Origin of the sequence: Streptomyces plumbidurans (assembly GCF_019857225.1) — a bacterium.
GTDB lineage: Bacteria > Actinomycetota > Actinomycetes > Streptomycetales > Streptomycetaceae > Streptomyces > Streptomyces plumbidurans.
In genome coordinates this window covers 54,670-69,237 of sequence record NZ_JAFJSY010000010.1, presented here as the reverse complement: position 1 = coordinate 69,237, position 14,568 = coordinate 54,670, and the positions used below count along the sequence as shown (strand labels likewise).

Annotated in this window: 15 protein-coding genes; 5 read left to right on the top strand and 10 right to left on the bottom strand. The window is 69.2% G+C overall.

Annotation, left to right across the window (positions count from 1 at the left end; genetic code table 11):
* Window positions 1–9: 9 nt before the first annotated feature.
* Both mqnP and JYK17_RS08905 read right to left on the bottom strand, forming a co-directional pair.
* Window positions 10–912 carry a menaquinone biosynthesis prenyltransferase MqnP gene (gene mqnP, locus JYK17_RS08910; RefSeq protein WP_108014456.1) on the bottom strand — a complete coding sequence of 301 codons (903 nt, stop codon included), beginning with the start codon at window positions 910–912 and terminating at the stop codon, window positions 10–12.
* Window positions 909–2,363 carry a menaquinone biosynthesis decarboxylase gene (locus JYK17_RS08905; protein ID WP_128802651.1) on the bottom strand — a complete coding sequence of 485 codons (1,455 nt, stop codon included), beginning with the start codon at window positions 2,361–2,363 and terminating at the stop codon, window positions 909–911. The genes mqnP and JYK17_RS08905 overlap by 4 nt, the downstream gene beginning before the upstream one ends.
* Window positions 2,364–2,451: 88 nt before the next feature.
* Here JYK17_RS08905 and JYK17_RS08900 point away from each other — a divergent pair, with 88 nt between their 5' ends.
* The gene (locus JYK17_RS08900; RefSeq protein WP_108014454.1) at window positions 2,452–2,898 is read left to right on the top strand and encodes a PLD nuclease N-terminal domain-containing protein; all 447 of its coding nucleotides are present in this window, start codon (window positions 2,452–2,454) and stop codon (window positions 2,896–2,898) included.
* An 18-nt stretch (window positions 2,899–2,916) separates the two neighbouring features.
* On the opposite strand, the gene JYK17_RS08895 is transcribed toward JYK17_RS08900, so the two are convergent.
* Window positions 2,917–3,252, bottom strand: a complete 336-nt coding sequence (locus JYK17_RS08895; RefSeq protein WP_108014453.1) for an ArsR/SmtB family transcription factor — start codon at window positions 3,250–3,252, stop codon at window positions 2,917–2,919.
* 92 nt (window positions 3,253–3,344) lie between these two features.
* Between JYK17_RS08895 and JYK17_RS08890 the strand changes: the two genes are divergently transcribed.
* From JYK17_RS08890 to JYK17_RS08880, 3 genes are all read left to right on the top strand, one after another.
* Complete coding sequence (locus tag JYK17_RS08890; protein ID WP_222810148.1) at window positions 3,345–4,319, top strand: quinone oxidoreductase family protein; 975 nt, start codon at window positions 3,345–3,347, stop codon at window positions 4,317–4,319.
* A 152-nt stretch (window positions 4,320–4,471) separates the two neighbouring features.
* Window positions 4,472–5,371, top strand: coding sequence for a transglutaminase-like domain-containing protein (locus JYK17_RS08885; RefSeq protein ID WP_222810147.1), 900 nt, complete (start codon window positions 4,472–4,474; stop codon window positions 5,369–5,371).
* Between the two features lie 87 nt (window positions 5,372–5,458).
* Window positions 5,459–5,908: a nucleoside deaminase gene (locus JYK17_RS08880; protein WP_206660182.1), complete on the top strand. Its 450-nt coding sequence runs from the start codon at window positions 5,459–5,461 to the stop codon at window positions 5,906–5,908.
* Window positions 5,909–5,911: 3 nt separating this feature from the next.
* Here JYK17_RS08880 and ccsB read toward each other — a convergent pair whose 3' ends face one another.
* From ccsB to hemL, 7 genes are all read right to left on the bottom strand, one after another.
* The gene (gene ccsB / locus JYK17_RS08875; protein ID WP_108014449.1) at window positions 5,912–7,012 is read right to left on the bottom strand and encodes a c-type cytochrome biogenesis protein CcsB; all 1,101 of its coding nucleotides are present in this window, start codon (window positions 7,010–7,012) and stop codon (window positions 5,912–5,914) included.
* A complete protein-coding gene (resB, locus tag JYK17_RS08870; protein ID WP_222810146.1) occupies window positions 7,009–8,739 on the bottom strand; it encodes a cytochrome c biogenesis protein ResB in 1,731 nt (576 codons plus the stop codon). Before resB ends, ccsB begins: the two co-directional genes overlap by 4 nt.
* A 3-nt stretch (window positions 8,740–8,742) precedes the next feature.
* Window positions 8,743–9,513, bottom strand: coding sequence for a cytochrome c biogenesis CcdA family protein (locus JYK17_RS08865; protein WP_108014447.1), 771 nt, complete (start codon window positions 9,511–9,513; stop codon window positions 8,743–8,745).
* Between the two features lies 1 nt (window position 9,514).
* A complete protein-coding gene (locus tag JYK17_RS08860) occupies window positions 9,515–10,138 on the bottom strand; it encodes a TlpA family protein disulfide reductase (protein WP_222810145.1) in 624 nt (207 codons plus the stop codon).
* 62 nt (window positions 10,139–10,200) lie between these two features.
* Window positions 10,201–11,448, bottom strand: coding sequence for a polysaccharide deacetylase family protein (locus JYK17_RS08855; protein WP_222810144.1), 1,248 nt, complete (start codon window positions 11,446–11,448; stop codon window positions 10,201–10,203).
* A gap of 136 nt (window positions 11,449–11,584) precedes the next feature.
* Complete coding sequence (locus JYK17_RS08850; protein ID WP_108014444.1) at window positions 11,585–12,283, bottom strand: histidine phosphatase family protein; 699 nt, start codon at window positions 12,281–12,283, stop codon at window positions 11,585–11,587.
* Window positions 12,280–13,599, bottom strand: coding sequence for a glutamate-1-semialdehyde 2,1-aminomutase (hemL, locus tag JYK17_RS08845; protein WP_108014443.1), 1,320 nt, complete (start codon window positions 13,597–13,599; stop codon window positions 12,280–12,282). Before hemL ends, JYK17_RS08850 begins: the two co-directional genes overlap by 4 nt.
* Window positions 13,600–13,948: 349 nt before the next feature.
* Here hemL and JYK17_RS08840 point away from each other — a divergent pair, with 349 nt between their 5' ends.
* Window positions 13,949–14,560 (top strand): hypothetical protein, encoded by a 612-nt coding sequence (locus JYK17_RS08840; protein WP_181362584.1) that lies wholly within the window; start codon window positions 13,949–13,951, stop codon window positions 14,558–14,560.
* The last annotated feature ends 8 nt before the right edge of the window (window positions 14,561–14,568 follow it).

The following is a 14,568-nucleotide window of genomic DNA, read 5'->3' as shown; positions in this document are numbered from 1 at the left end:
TCGGCCGCCCTAGACAGTCAGACCCCGCACCAGAAGATCGAGCAGCGCGCACACGAACAGGGCGATGCCGATGAAGCCGTTGACGCTGAAGAAGGCGCGGTTCAGGCGGGACAGGTCGTGGGGGCGGACGATGTAGTGCTCGTAGACGAAGGCGCCCGCGACAATCATGAGGCCGATCCAGAAGAAGGCGCCGGCGTCGGTGGCCACCGCGTAGGCGACGAGCAGGGCCATGACCGCCGTGTGGCAGACGCGGGCGCCCCAGATCGCGGCCGGGATACCGAAGCGGGCCGGGACCGACATGACGCCGATCCTGCGGTCGGTCTCGACGTCCTGGCAGGCGTAGATCAGGTCGAAGCCGCCGATCCAGATGCCGACGGCGAGACCGAGCAGCGTCGCGTCCCAGGACCACTTGCCGCTGATCGCGAGCCAGCCGCCGATCGGCCCCATCGCCTGCGCGATACCGAGGATGGCCTGCGGGAAGTTCGTGAACCGCTTGCCGTAGGGATAGACCACCATCGGCACCACCGCGATGGGGGCCAGGGCGAAGCACAGGGGGTTGAGCAGAGCCGCCGAGCCCAGGAAGACCACGACCGCGATCAGCGCGCCCGTCCAGGCGTGCTTGACCGACATCGCGCCGGTGACCAGCTCGCGGTGTGCCGTGCGCGGATTGCGGGCGTCGATCTCGCGGTCGATGATCCGGTTCACCGCCATCGCGAACGTACGCAGGCCCACCATGCAGATGGTGACCAGGAGCAGCCGCCCCCAGTGGATGTTGCGGTCCCACTCGAACATCGCGGTGAGGGCGGCGGTGTAGGCGAAGGGCAGGGCGAAGACCGAGTGCTCGATCATCACCAGGCGCAGGAACGCCTTGGTTCTCCCCGGCTGCGGGATCGCGGCGGAAGCGCTGCTCATGAAAGGCCGTACTCCTTCCAGCGGCGGTCGACCTTCGCCGCCGTCTCCGGGTCGGAAAGGACCATCTCGGGCCAGCCGCCGTCGCGCGTGTAGCCCTCCTCGGGCCACTTCTTCGTCGCGTCGATGCCCGCCTTGCCGCCCCAGAACTGCTGGTAGGAGGCATGGTCGAGATGGTCGACGGGGCCTTCGACGACGCTGAGGTCGCGGGCGTAGTCCGTGTTGCCGAGGGCGCGCCAGGCGACCTCGTGCAGATCGTGGACGTCGCAGTCGGAGTCCACGACCACGATCAGCTTCGTCAGGGACATCATGTGTGCCCCCCAGACAGCGTGCATCACCTTCTGGGCGTGCTTGGGGTACTTCTTGTCGATCGAGACGATCGCGCAGTTGTGGAAGCCGCCCGCTTCCGGCAGGTGGTAGTCCACGATGTCCGGCACGATGATCTTCAGCAGCGGCAGGAAGAACCGCTCCGTCGCACGCCCCAGCGGTCCGTCCTCCGTCGGAGGGCGGCCTACGACAATCGACTGAAGCAGCGGCCGCTTGCGCATCGTCACGCAGTCGATCGTCAGCGCGGGGAAGGGCTCCTGCGGGGTGTAGAAGCCGGTGTGGTCGCCGAAGGGTCCCTCCGGCAGCATCTCGCCGGGCTCCAGCCAGCCCTCGATCACCACCTCCGCCTGCGCCGGCACCTGCAGCGGCACGGTCTTGCAGTCGACCATCTCGATCCGCTTGCCGGCGATGAACCCGGCGAAGAGGTACTCGTCGATGTCACCGGGCAGCGGGGCCGTGGCGGCGTACGTCACCGCGGGCGGGCACCCGAAGGCGATCGCGACCGGTAGCCGCTCGCCCCTTCGCGCCGCCACCTGGTAGTGGTTGCGGCTGTCCTTGTGGATCTGCCAGTGCATGCCGATGGTGCGCCGGTCGTGGCGCTGGAGGCGGTACAGCCCGAGGTTGCGGATGCCGGTCTCGGGGTCCTTGGTGTGGGTGAGGCCCAGATTGAAGAAGGAGCCGCCGTCCTGGGGCCAGGTGAACAGCGCGGGCAGTGCGTCGAGATCGACGTCGTCGCCGGTGAGCACCACCTCCTGCACGGGGGCGTCCTTCACCTTCTTCGGCGGTACGTGCGTCATCGCGCCGAGCTTCCCGAAGGCCTCGCGCACCCCGACGAAGCCGTGCGGCAGCTCGGGGCGCAGCAGTCCGCCGATCTTCTCGGAGATGTCCCCGTAGGACTTCAGGCCGAGCGCCTTGAGCAGCCGCCGGTCGGTGCCGAAGACGTTCATCGCGAGGGGCATGGCGGAGCCCTTCACGTTCTCGAACAGCAGCGCCGGTCCGCCCGCCTTCTGCACCCGGTCGACGATCTCCCCGACCTCCAGATACGGGTCGACCTCGGCCTTGACGCGCTTGAGGTCGCCCTCGCGTTCCAGTGCCCTGAGCAGGGAGCGAAGATCGTCGTAAGCCATGCGTCCCAGTATCTGCCACCCGCTACCCTGACCCCGTCACCGGGGCCGGACAGTGCCCTGCCGCCGTCCGATGGGGGATCGCACCACCATGCTCCGGTATCTGCCGTATCTGCTGGTCCTGGCGCTGTGGATCTTCGCCTTCATCGACTGCCTGAACACCCCGGAAGAACAGGTGCGCGGGCTGCCCAAGGTGGTCTGGGTCATCATCATCCTGCTGTTCGGCGAGGTACTGGTCGGCCCGATCGCCTGGCTCGTGGCAGGCAAGGTGCGGCACAACGCCCCGGGCGGCTCCACCCCCTCCGAGTGGCACCGCAACCACCGCACCGAGTTCATCGCCCCGGACGACAACCCCGACTTCCTGAACTCCCTCAAGGCGGAAACCAAGAAGGACGAAACCCTCCTCAAAAACTGGGAGGCCGACCTACGCCGCCGCGAGGAGGAACTGCGACGGCGGGAGCGGGGGAACGAGGGGGGCCAGGGGGACAAGGGGGGCCAGGGGGACAAGGGCAGCCGGGAGAGCGGCGACAAGGAGTAGGCCGGCCGCCCCCCGCTTTCAGACCGTCGGCTCCTCCCGCAAGACCAGCTCCAGCAACCCCGGAAAGCGGGCCTCGAACTCGCTCCTGCGCAGGCGGTTGACGCGGCGGGGGCCCTCGTCGCGTTGTTCCACGAGGCCGGCGCCGCGGAGGACCGCGAAGTGGTGGCTGAGTGCCGCCTTGCCGACCGGTACGTCGAAGCTGCCGCAGCTGCGCGTCCAGTCGCCGGAATCCGCCAACTCCCGTACCAGGACGATGCGTACGGGATCGGCGAGTGCCGCGAGTGCGGTGAGGACGGGGACGTCGTCGGGGTGGGTGTGCTCGGGGGCGGCCCGATGACCGGTGCGCTGCGCCACGCGGGGCTCCTTCACGCCTTGCCGAGTGTTCGATGAAAACCATACACTCGTCAGTGTTCGCTTCCCATCGAACACTCGTGAGGAGTGCCGGCATGCGTGCGGTCGAGTTCCAGGAGTACGGCGGACCCGAGGTCCTGAAGGTCGTCGAGGCGGAGGTCCCCGAACCGGGCCCCGGCCAGGTGAGCGTCGACGTGGCGTACACCGGCGTGAACTTCGCCGACCTCAAGGCGCGCGGCGAGGGCTACCGGGTGCCGCAGCTGCCGTTCGTGCCCGGCCTGGAGATGTCCGGCCGGATCCGCGCGACCGGCGAGGGCGTCACCGGGCTGTCCGCCGGGCAGGAGGTGACGGCTCTGACGCAGGGCGGCGCCTACGCGGACGTGGCACTCGCGGACGCGGCGACAGTGTTCCCCGTCCCGGCCGGGCTCGACCTGCGGACGGCGGCGACCCTGCCCGCCGTGCTGCCGACGGCGTACGCCCTCGTCCACGCCGTCGGGCGGCTGCAGCCCGGCGAGACGGTGCTAGTGCAGGGCGCCGCGGGCGGAGTCGGCACGGTGGTCGGGCAGTTGGCGCGGGCCGCGGGCGCCGGGGCGGTGTACGGGGTGGTGTCGAGCGAGGCCAAGGCGGCCTACGCACGCGAGCACGGCTACGACGAGGCGTTCGTCGGCGGCTTCGCCGAGGCGGTACGGGCGGCCACCGGCGGCCGCGGGGTCGACCTCGCGCTCGACCCCGTGGGCGGCGAGATCCTCCGCGAGAGCCTGGCCTCGCTCGCGGTCTTCGGACGCCTGGTCTCCTTCGGCAACGCGAGCTCGGCGCCGGCCTGGACCGTGGGGCAGCCGGAACTGTACCCGTCCGGCATCTCGGTCGGCGGCTTCTCGATCCTCACCCTGGCGGCAACGGCACCCGCCGCACTGCGCACCCTCGTGGAACGGGCCTTCACCAAGGTCACCGACGGCACCGTGTCCCTCCCGGTGACCGCCGAGTTCACCCTGGAGGAGGCCGCGGAAGCACACCGCCTGATGGGCACCCGCACCAGCACGGGCAAGCTCCTGCTGAGGGTGAACGACTAGGGCGGGGAGGGGCCTTGGCCCGGGCCTTGGGGGGCAGCGGCGCCGCGCGCTCCCCTGTCCGCCAACTGGACATTTCCCGGGGAAATTTGGCACGGTGAGGCGCACCGGCCCGTAATCGAACACGTGGCCGATGATGCCGAGAGTGAGGCTTCGTGTCCCTCGCCTTCTACACCACGCAGAGCACCTTCTCCGACCCCGGCGAACTCGCCCGCCTCTACGCCGGACTGCCGAAGGACCCCGCACAACTCGCCCGCATCACAAGGGACTTGATCATCCACCGTATGGAGGGGGAGATCTTCGGCCACACCCACCCCACCGACCGTCTGCACAACGACGCCGAGACCCGCTACACCGACGACATCCTGCGCATCATCGTCGGACGCAACGCCGCCCCGCTGGAGAGGCGGCGCGAGGTGGGCGACCGGTTCGTCGGGACCTGCCGGGACTTCTCCCTGCTGCACTGCTCGCTGCTGCGCCACGTCGGCGTCCCCGCCCGCATCCGGGTCGGCTTCGCCGACTACTTCGGCTCCGGCGACTTCCATGTCGACCACGTCGTCACCGAGTACTGGGACGGCGGACGGGGCTGGCTGCTCGCCGACGCCGAACTCGCCGATCCCCTGCTCACCGATCACTGGAAGCCCGGCTTCGACCCGATGGACGTCCCGCGCGACCGCTTCCTCGTCGCGGGCGAGGCATGGCGGGCGATCCGCGAGGACGGCGCGGACCCGGAGACCTTCGGACTGCACACACCGGACCAGGGACCGTTCTGGGGCGAGCGATACGTCTCCGGCAACATCCGCCTCGACCTGGCCGCCCTGAACAAGGTGGAGCCCCTGCTGTGGGACGTCTGGGGCGAGGCCGAGGGCGAACCCGGCGACCCGCTGCCCGAACCGGCCCGCGTCTTCTACGACCGCGTAGCCCCCGTCGTCAGCGGCGACATCTCCTTCGAGGCGGTACGCACGCTGTTCGCCGAGGACGACGTCCTGCGCACCCCGCAGACGGTGACCTGTTACGCGCCCTTCAACGGCCCGAGCCGGGTCACACTGCGCTGACCGTCAGCCGTTACCCGTCCGCCGTCCGCCGCCCAGGAACGAAGCCCGGCGTTGCCCCGGCGCCCGGCCCCCTGGACAGTGAGGGACATGGATCACGCACAGGCACGCACCTGGCTCGCCACCGCCGTCGAGGAGGCCCGCGCCGGGCTCGCGGAGGGCGGCATCCCGATCGGCGCCGCCCTCTACGGCGCCGACGGCACCCTCCTCGGACGGGGCCGCAACCGGCGCGTCCAGGACGACGACCCCTCGATGCACGCGGAGACGGCCGCGTTCCGCGCGGCGGGACGGCAGCGGTCGTATCGCGGCACCACGATGGTGACGACCCTCTCGCCGTGCTGGTACTGCTCCGGACTGGTACGCCAGTTCGGCATCTCGCGGGTCGTGATCGGCGAGGCGGCCACCTTCCACGGCGGGCACGACTGGCTGGCCGAGCACGGTGTGGAGATCGTGCTGCTCGACGACCCCGGGTGCGCCGCGATGATGCGCGACTTCGTCAAGGATCACCCTGCCCTGTGGAACGAGGACATCGGCGACTGACGCTCACACCCCCGCGTAGGAGTGCTTGCCGGAGACGAAGATGTTGACGCCGTAGTAGTTGAACAGCCAGCAGCCGAAGGCGATCAGGGCCAGGTAGGCGGCCTTGCGGCCCTTCCAGCCGGCGGTGGCGCGGGCGTGCAGGTAGCAGGCGTAGGCGACCCAGGTGATGAACGCCCAGGTCTCCTTCGGGTCCCAGCCCCAGTAGCGGCCCCAGGCCGACTCGGCCCAGATCGCGCCCGCGATGATCGTGAACGTCCACAGCGGGAAGACCGCGGCGTTCAGGCGGTAGGCGAACTTGTCCAGGGACGAGGACGCGGGCAGCCGCTCCAGGAAGGACGTCGCGAACCGGCCGGGCGTGCCGCCGTTCTCCAGCTTGGTCTCGTAGGAGTCCTTGAAGAGATAGAGGAGCGTGCCCGCCGCGCCCACGTAGAAGACCGCGCCGCACAGGATGGCGGTGGAGACGTGGATGTAGAGCCAGTACGAGTGAAGGGCGGGAACCAACTGGTCGCTGGCGGTGTACAAGACAGTGACGGCGATGCCGAGATCGAGGAGGACAGTCGTGACCAGGAACAGCCCGAGCCAGCGGACGTTCTTCTTCAGCACGAGCAGCGTGAGGTACACACCGACGGCGACGGTGGAGAACGTGATGTTGAACTCGTACATGTTGCCCCACGGCGCCCGCTGCACCGAGACCGCGCGGGCGATCACACCGCAGAGATGCACGAGGAAGGCGAGCACGGTGAGCGAGATGGCGATACGCCCGTAGAGGTCGCCCTGCTCGTCCCCGCCGTGCGCCCCGGGCCCGTCGGGCACGTCGCGCGCGCCGGCCGAGGACCGTACGACGACCTTGGGCCGCTCCAGTACGGCGGTTCCGCCGGCCGTCTGCACGGTGACGGCCGGGGCGCTCTTCGCCTTCTCCGCGCCGGTGGTCAGCGCGGCCGCAGTGCGCGCGACCTTGCTGCGGCTGCCGAAGAGCCATTCGGCGATGTAGGCGAAGAAGGCCAGGGTGTAGACGGCCATCGCGGAGTAGATCAGCGTGTTGCTGATGTTCGCGAGGTGTTCGTTGGCCGCGGTGGCCAGCTCGGTTCCGGTGGCGAGAGTCACTTCTCAGCCCCTTCGGCAGGTACGACGTGAGGATCGGGGGTGGTGTCGTCTTGGTCTGAGGAGTCGTCGGGGGCTTGTTCGGGCTCGGGCGCTCCCGGCGCCTTGTCGTACAGGATCCCGGCGAGTTCGCCGAGTTCCTCGGGCACCTTGGCGGACTCGCTGCGGCCGAGCCCGGCCATCTCCACGACCGTCACACCGTCGGCGCCCTTGACCGCCCGCACCCATACGCGGCGGCGCTGGATGAACAGGGAGCCGGCGAGGCCGAAGATGGCGACGAGCGCGCCGCCGAGGGCCCAGTCGATGCCGGGCTGCTGGACGACCTGGAAGTTCGCCCACTCCTTGGTGCCCTCGTAGGTGATGGAGCCGGCGCCGTTCGGGAGCTTCATGGTCTGGCCGGGCCGCAGATTGTCCCTGAGCTGAGCGCCCTTGGCGTCCTTGTAGCCCTTCACATGCGTCTTGTCGAGCTGGTACACGCTCTGCGGGATACCTGAGTTGACGCCCAGATCGCCGTGGTACGGCTCCAGGTTCAGCACGGGGTTGCGCAGCGCGGGGAAGGTCGAGGCGGTCTCGACGCCCTTGGTGTACGTCGGCAGCAGGAAGGCCTTGATGCCCAGCTGCTCCCGGACGCCCGCGGGGTTCCTGTAGCCGTCGAGGACCTTGATCACGCCGGTGGAGGTGACGTTGGAGTCGAGCGGAAGAAGGGGGACGGCCTGGTGGTAGACGACCTTGCCCTTGCCGTCGCGGACGGTGATGAGCGGGGCGTAGCCGTGGGCGGTGAGGTAGACGTTGGCGTCCCCGATGCTCAGCGGGTGGTTGGGCGAGATGGAGCCCTTCTCCTGCTTGCCGTAGGCGCCCTTGCTGTAGTCGATGTCGGCCCGGTAGATCCGCGGCGTGCCCTGGTTGGGGCCGCTGGCCTCGTAGGTGCCGGTGAACTTGTCCAGGTTGAAGCTGAACGGCACCAGGTCGTCGGCGGTGAAGAGGTTGCCGGACTTGAAGTCGTCGTACTGCGTCGTGGTGTTGGAGAAGCCGTCGCCCTCGACGACCAGCTTGTTGCCCTCGGACTTGAACAGCTGGCCCCAGGCGAAGGCGGTCAGCAGCACGATCAGTGCGATGTGGAAGGCCAGGTTGCCGAACTCGCGCAGATAGCCCTTCTCGGCGGCGACGGCGTCACCGGCGAGGTGGGCGCGGAAGCGGCGCCTGCCGAGCAGGGCGAGCGCGTCCGCGCGGACCTGCTCCGGCTCGGCCTGCGTGCGCCAGGTGGTGTACGCGGGCAGCCGGGTCAGCCGCTTGGGTGCGCCCGGCGGCCGGCCCCGCAGCTGGCCGACGAACTGCCAGCTGCGCGGGATGATGCAGCCGATCAGGGAGACGAACAGCAGCATGTAGATCGCGGAGAACCACACGGAGCTGTAGACGTGGAAGAGGCCGAGCTTGTCGTAGACCGGCGCGAGGAAGGTGTGTGCCTTGCGGAAGTCGGCGACCTTCGTCTCGTCGGTGCCGGACTGCGGGATCAGCGAACCGGGGATCGCGCCGAGCGAGAGCAGCAGAAGCAGCAGCAGCGCGACCCGCATCGAGGTGAGCTGCCGCCACAGCCAGCGCGCCCAGCCGAGCACGCCCAGGGAGGGCAGGTTCGGCAGGTCCTCCTTGGGGGCGGTGGACAGCTGGGAACCGGCCGCGCCGAGGTCGTCGTCGACGCGCTCGGGGGGCGTACCGGTTGTGGTCTTGCTCATCGATCAGATCCCCACGGAGAAGCCGGCGGACCAGGACTGCATGTCCTGCACGAGACGGTCCCAGGCGCCGGTGAGCAGCAGCAGACCGGTCACGATCATCATCGTGCCGCCGATCCGCATCACCCAGACGTAGTGGCGCTTGACCCAGTCGAAGGCGCCGAGCGCCTTGCGGAAGGCGACCGCGGCGAGCACGAAGGGCACGCCGAGGCCGAGGCAGTAGGCGACGGTCAGTATGGCACCGCGGCCCGCGCTGGACTGCTGGGAGGACAGCGCGAGCACGGAGGCGAGCGTCGGGCCGATGCACGGCGTCCAGCCGATGCCGAACAGCGCGCCGAGGAAGGGGGCGCCGACGAGTCCGGCCACGGGCCGCCGGTGGAAGCGGAATTCACGCTGGGTCATCCAGGGCATCAGGCCCATGAAGAAGACGCCCATGAGGATCATGAGCCCGCCCAGCACCTTCGACAGGACGCCCTTGTTGTCCTGGAGGGTGTCGCCGAAGAAGCCGAAGAGGGCGCCGCTGGAGACGAACACGGCGGTGAAGCCGAGCACGAACAGCGAGGCGCCGGCGACCATCCGCCCGCGCCGGGCCTCGGCCAGGTCGGTGCCGGTGACGCCGGTGACGTAGGACAGATAGCCGGGCACGAGCGGCAGGACGCACGGGGAGAAGAAGGAGACGAGTCCGCCGAGCAGGGCGATGGGCAGGGCGGCCAGCAGGGCGCCGTTGAGCACCGTGTCGTTCAGGCCCGGCTGCGCGAGTGTGGTGAGTGGGCTCACGTCACTTCTCCGCGAGGACGGGGGCGATCATCTTGCGCAGCTTGTCCTCGCTGAGCGCGGCCAGCGAACGCGCGGCGATCTTTCCCTCGCGGTCGAGGACGAGGGTGGTGGGGATCGCCTGCGGGTTGAGGGTGCCCTTCTTGAAGCGGAGCATCAGCTTGCCCGTGGGGTCGTACAGGCTGGGGAAGCTCACTCCGTACTGCTTCTCGAAGGCGAGCGCGCTGCTGGTGCCGGGGTCACGGGTGTTGATGCCGACGAACTGGACGCCCTTGTCCTTCAGATCCTGGGAGACCTTCTCGAAGCCGGGCGCCTCGGCGCGGCAGGGGGGACACCAGGAGCCCCAGAGGTTCAGGACGACGACCTTGCCCTTGAACGAGGCGACGTCGAGCTGCTTCCCGTCGACGGTCTTGCCGGACAGGTCGGGGGCCGCGGCCCGCTCCCCCTTCTTGGCGGTCGAGATGCCGTCCTTGCCCATGACGAAGTTGGTGTCACCGCCACCGCCGGAGGTTCCTCCGGAGGAGCAGGCGGACATCAGCAGCGCGGTGACCGCGGCACCGGCGGTGGTCAGTACGGCCCGACGACGGGCGCGGGTCGAGCGCAAGGGGGCGCGGCTGGCGGCACTCATGTGAAAAGTTTCGCATGTCCGTTCCGGGGATCTTGCGCACCCCCCTCCCTCGCCCGGAAGGCTCAGGGGGTGTCCTTGAGGAACGTCTTCCAGCCGCCGGCCGGTGCCTGCCCGACATCGAGCGTGCGCAGCTTGGCGAGCACCTCCGGCTTCTGTACGTCCATCCAGTCGACGTACTGCCGGAAGGAGACGAGGCGCACGTCCGCACCCTTCTCCTTCTCGCGCGCGATGTGCTTGAAGGCCTGCTCGACGGCGTCCATGTAGATGCCGCCGTTCCAGTGCTCGAAGTGGTTGCCGATGAAGAAGGGTGCCCGGTTGCTCTCGTATGCCCGCTTGAAGCCCGATATGTACGAGTTCGCGGACTGGGTGCGCCAGGCCGGGTAGTGGTAGGCGGGGGCGTTGGTCGAGTTGACCGACTGGTTGGCGAGCATGTTGTAGTCCATCGACAGGACCTCGAAGCTGCGCCCGGGGAACGGGATCTGCTGCAGCGGCAGGTCCCAGATGCCCTGCTTCTTTTCGGGCCAGACCTGGCGGCCGCCGGGCGAGGAGGCGTCGTAGCGCCAGCCGAGCTCCTTGGCGGTGGGCAGCAGGTTGTCCTGGCCGAGCAGACAGGGGGTGCGGCCGCCGACGAGTTCCTTGTCGTAGTCGAAGGGCAGGGAGGGCAGGTCCGTCCAGCCGGTGTTGGTGCGCCACTCCTTGACGAAGGTCTTCGCCTGCTGGATCTCGCTCCTCCACTGCGCGGGCGTCCAGTTGCCGACGGTGCCGTAGCCGGAGCAGAAGTGGCCGTTGAAGTGGGTGCCTATCTCGTGCCCTTCGAGCCAGGCGCGGCGGACGTTGGTGAGCGTGGCCTTGATGTGCTCGTCGGTCAGGTAGCCGATGTCGGAGGCGCCGCGCGGGTTGTTCGGCGGGTTGTAGAGGCGCTTCTTCGACTCGGGCAGCAGATACAGCCCGGACAGGAAGAAGGTCATGGACGCGCCGTGCTCCTTCGCCAGGTCGAGGAAGCGCGGGAAGAGTCCATTGCCGACCTCGCCGGCGCCGTCCCAGGAGAAGATCACGAACTGGGGCGGGGTCTGGCCGGGCTCCAACGGCTCAGGCTTGCCCGGCTGATGGGGCTGTTTGCCGGTGAACGAGGTCGAACCGTCGCCGATGGGGCGGGCCGGGGGCGCGGAGCCGGCGGACTTGCCGCCCTTGGAACCCGCAGCATGGCTGGACCCGTCTGACGGGTTGAGGGAGCCGCACGCCGAGAGCCCTGCGGCGGCCGCGGCACCTGCGCCGAGACCGAGCATTCCCCTGCGAGTGAGAGCGTGCATTCCAACCCCGATTCGTCATGTCCTCTGGTGGTCACCCAGTCAGAGGAGATGACGAACGGGGAGGTTCCTGATCAGGTACGTCTATCTCGCAACAAATGTCACGAGCGCGTCATGGAACCCGAAGAGGATGAATCCGTCAGGCTCCGAAGGCCTTGCCCTTGCCCTTCACCGGTCTGGCGCCCGCGAGGAGATGGGTGGGGACGAGGTCGCGGGCCGGTTCGCTGTAGCCGACGGAGACGAGCTTGTCTCCCTGGTAGGTGAAGCTCGTCAGGGAGGCGAGCGTGCACTGCCGCTTGCGCGGGTCGTGCCACAGGCGCCGCTTCTCGACGTACGACCGCACGGTCCAGATCGGCAGCTGGTGGCTGACGAGCACCGCCTCGTGCCCTCGGGCCCGGTCCTTGGCGGACTCCAGCGCCTGCATCATCCGTACGACGATGTCGACGTACGGCTCGCCCCACGACGGCTTGAAGGGGTTGACCAGGTACTTCCAGTTAGCGGGCCGGCGCAGCGCGCCGTCCCCGACCCCGAAGGTCTTGCCCTGGAAGACGTTGTCGGCCTCGATGAGCCGCTCGTCGGTGGCGAGGTCGAGCCCGTGCGCCTTGGCGATCGGGGTCGCCGTCTCCTGGGCCCGCTCCAGCGGGGAGGCGCAGGCGTAGGTGATGTCGCGGGACGCCAGGTGCTCGGCGACCCGGTCGGCCATCTGCCGCCCGAGCTCGGAGAGGTGGTACCCGCCGAGCCGCCCGTAGAGCACCCCGCTGGGGTTGTCGACCTCGCCGTGCCGCATCACATGGACGACGGTGATGTCGCTGCCCGCCGTGTGGTTGCTCTCGCTCATGCTGCCGTGGCCTCCGCCGCCGCTCGGGCCGCCGCCGGAAGGGCGTCGGCGATGCGCTGTACGGCCTGTTCGTCGTGGGCCGTGGACACGAACCAGGACTCGAAGGACGAGGGCGGCAGATACACGCCCTGCGACAGCATCGAGTGGAAGAAGGCGGTGAAGCGGAAGGACTCCTGCTTCTTGGCGTCCTCGTAGTCGCGGACCTCACGGTCCGTGAAGAAGACGGAGAACATGTTGGAGGCGTTCTGCAGCCGGTGCGCGACACCCTCCTTGGTCAGCGCCTCGGTGACGAGCGTACGGATCTGCTCCGATACGGCGTCGACCGTGCCGTAGGCGGCGTCGTCGAGCAGCCGCAGCTGGGCGAGGCCGGCGGCGGTGGCGACCGGGTTCCCGGAGAGGGTGCCGGCCTGGTAGACGGGCCCGGCGGGCGCGAGGTGCGCCATGACGTCGGCGCGGCCGCCGAAGGCCGCGGCCGGGAAGCCGCCGCCCATGACCTTGCCGAAGGTCATCAGGTCCGGCCGTACGCCGTCGATCCCGAACCAGCCCGCGCGGCTCGTGCGGAAGCCCGTCATCACCTCGTCGGAGATGAACAGCGCGCCGTTCTCGGCGCAGGCGTCCTTCAGCCCCTGATTGAAGCCGGGCCGGGGCGGCACGACGCCCATGTTGCCGGGCGAGGCCTCGGTGATCACGCAGGCGATCTCGCCGGGGTGCCGGTGGAAGGCCTCGTGGACGGACTCGAGGTCGTTGTACGGCAGGACGATCGTGTCGGCGGCCTGGGCGCCGGTGACGCCGGGTGTGTCGGGCAGCGCGAACGTCGCCACACCGCTGCCCGCCGAGGCCAGCAGCGAGTCGACGTGACCGTGGTAGCACCCGGCGAACTTGATCACCTTGGAGCGCCGGGTGAACCCGCGCGCCAGCCGGATGGCGCTCATGGTCGCCTCGGTCCCGCTGGAGACGAGCCGCACCTGCTCCAGCGGCTCGATCCGGGCGACCATCTCCTCGGCCAGGGCGACCTCGCCCTCACCGGGCGTACCGAAGGAGGTGCCGCGCGCGACGGCCTCCTGGACGGCGGCGAGGACCTCGGGGTGGGAGTGCCCAAGGATCATCGGTCCCCAGGAACAGACCAGGTCGACGTAGTCCCGCCCGTCGGCGTCCGTCAGATACGCCCCCTTGCCCGACACCATGAACCGGGGCGTGCCGCCCACGGCACGGAAGGCGCGCACGGGCGAGTTCACCCCGCCCGGCGTGACGGCCTCGGCCCGGTCGAACAGGGCCTGCGAGACAGGCGCTTCGTATGAATATGGCAGTTCGCTCATGACCCGCGACTTCTCCGACCTTCTCCGACTCTTGGGCTCCGGTTGCCAGTGACCTCCTCAGGGTAGGCCAGGGGGTGCCGGTGACAGCGGGGTGCCGCCGCCGACCGGGAGCCGGCCGCTCCACAAAATGATCTGCGAAACTGGGACCTGATTCACACAGCTCAAACGGCCCTGCGTACGTATAGATGCACAGAGGGATGTACGGGAGGCGTGTTCAGGGGCTGCGAAGATCCTGCGGACAGGTGTTTCAGCGCACGTTTCGGCGGGCGGCCGTGGGGGAGGTCACTGACACGATGATCGGGTTGCGCGGCGGGGGCCACGCGTCCTAGAAAAGCAGTCGGGTGGAGATATGCATCGCGGTGGCGGACTGGGCGAGGGGACTGACGACCTGGGTCCTCGACGTGCCCGGCGGGGAAGGCACCGACGCGCGGCGGAGGAGGCCGAAGCCCGCCAGGTTCAGGGTGTACCGAACGAGCCTGCCCGGGGCGAGTCGCTCCGGGCGGGGAGCAGGAATGGTGGTCGGGTGGGGGTGACCTACAAGTACTTCGGCGCGCCGGACGGTGCGACCGCTGCCCGCGTCCCGATCTCGATGCGCCCGGAGGAACTCGGCGGCGACGAGCTCGGGATGAACGGCATGTTCACCAAGATCAAGCCGGAGACGATGGCGGCGATGGTGCTCACCGGCATCGAAGGCGTCCCCCTGCACAAGGTCCCCCCGCTGGAACTGGTCGTCCTGCACCCCGACTACGCCGTGGTCAAACTCCCCATGACAGTCGTCGACCCCCTGCGCGGCATAGGCGAGGAAGCGGTCGGCGCCGCGGCCTTCATCTGGTCCACGGTCCCGGACCGCGGGGGTCCGCGCGACGCGTTCAACGTGTATCAGCTGCTGCACGAGTGGCAGGACTTCAGCCACCGGCTGCATGAGGCGGGGCATCAGCCTTATTGCCTTGTTTGGCCGTGAGCCCGGGC

What these genes read in the sequence shown, in the direction of transcription:
- JYK17_RS08880 (WP_206660182.1), top strand. Translation starts at nt 5,459, where the DNA reads ATGGATCACGCACAGGCACGCACCTGGCTCGCCACCGCCGTCGAGGAG.
- mqnP (WP_108014456.1), bottom strand. Translation starts at nt 912, where the DNA reads ATGAGCAGCGCTTCCGCCGCGATCCCGCAGCCGGGGAGAACCAAGGCG.
- JYK17_RS08855 (WP_222810144.1), bottom strand. Translation starts at nt 11,448, where the DNA reads ATGCACGCTCTCACTCGCAGGGGAATGCTCGGTCTCGGCGCAGGTGCC.
- JYK17_RS08840 (WP_181362584.1), top strand. Translation starts at nt 13,949, where the DNA reads ATGCATCGCGGTGGCGGACTGGGCGAGGGGACTGACGACCTGGGTCCT.
- JYK17_RS08850 (WP_108014444.1), bottom strand. Translation starts at nt 12,283, where the DNA reads ATGAGCGAGAGCAACCACACGGCGGGCAGCGACATCACCGTCGTCCAT.
- JYK17_RS08860 (WP_222810145.1), bottom strand. Translation starts at nt 10,138, where the DNA reads ATGAGTGCCGCCAGCCGCGCCCCCTTGCGCTCGACCCGCGCCCGTCGT.
- JYK17_RS08890 (WP_222810148.1), top strand. Translation starts at nt 3,345, where the DNA reads ATGCGTGCGGTCGAGTTCCAGGAGTACGGCGGACCCGAGGTCCTGAAG.
- JYK17_RS08905 (WP_128802651.1), bottom strand. Translation starts at nt 2,363, where the DNA reads ATGGCTTACGACGATCTTCGCTCCCTGCTCAGGGCACTGGAACGCGAG.
- hemL (WP_108014443.1), bottom strand. Translation starts at nt 13,599, where the DNA reads ATGAGCGAACTGCCATATTCATACGAAGCGCCTGTCTCGCAGGCCCTG.
- resB (WP_222810146.1), bottom strand. Translation starts at nt 8,739, where the DNA reads ATGAGCAAGACCACAACCGGTACGCCCCCCGAGCGCGTCGACGACGAC.
- JYK17_RS08900 (WP_108014454.1), top strand. Translation starts at nt 2,452, where the DNA reads ATGCTCCGGTATCTGCCGTATCTGCTGGTCCTGGCGCTGTGGATCTTC.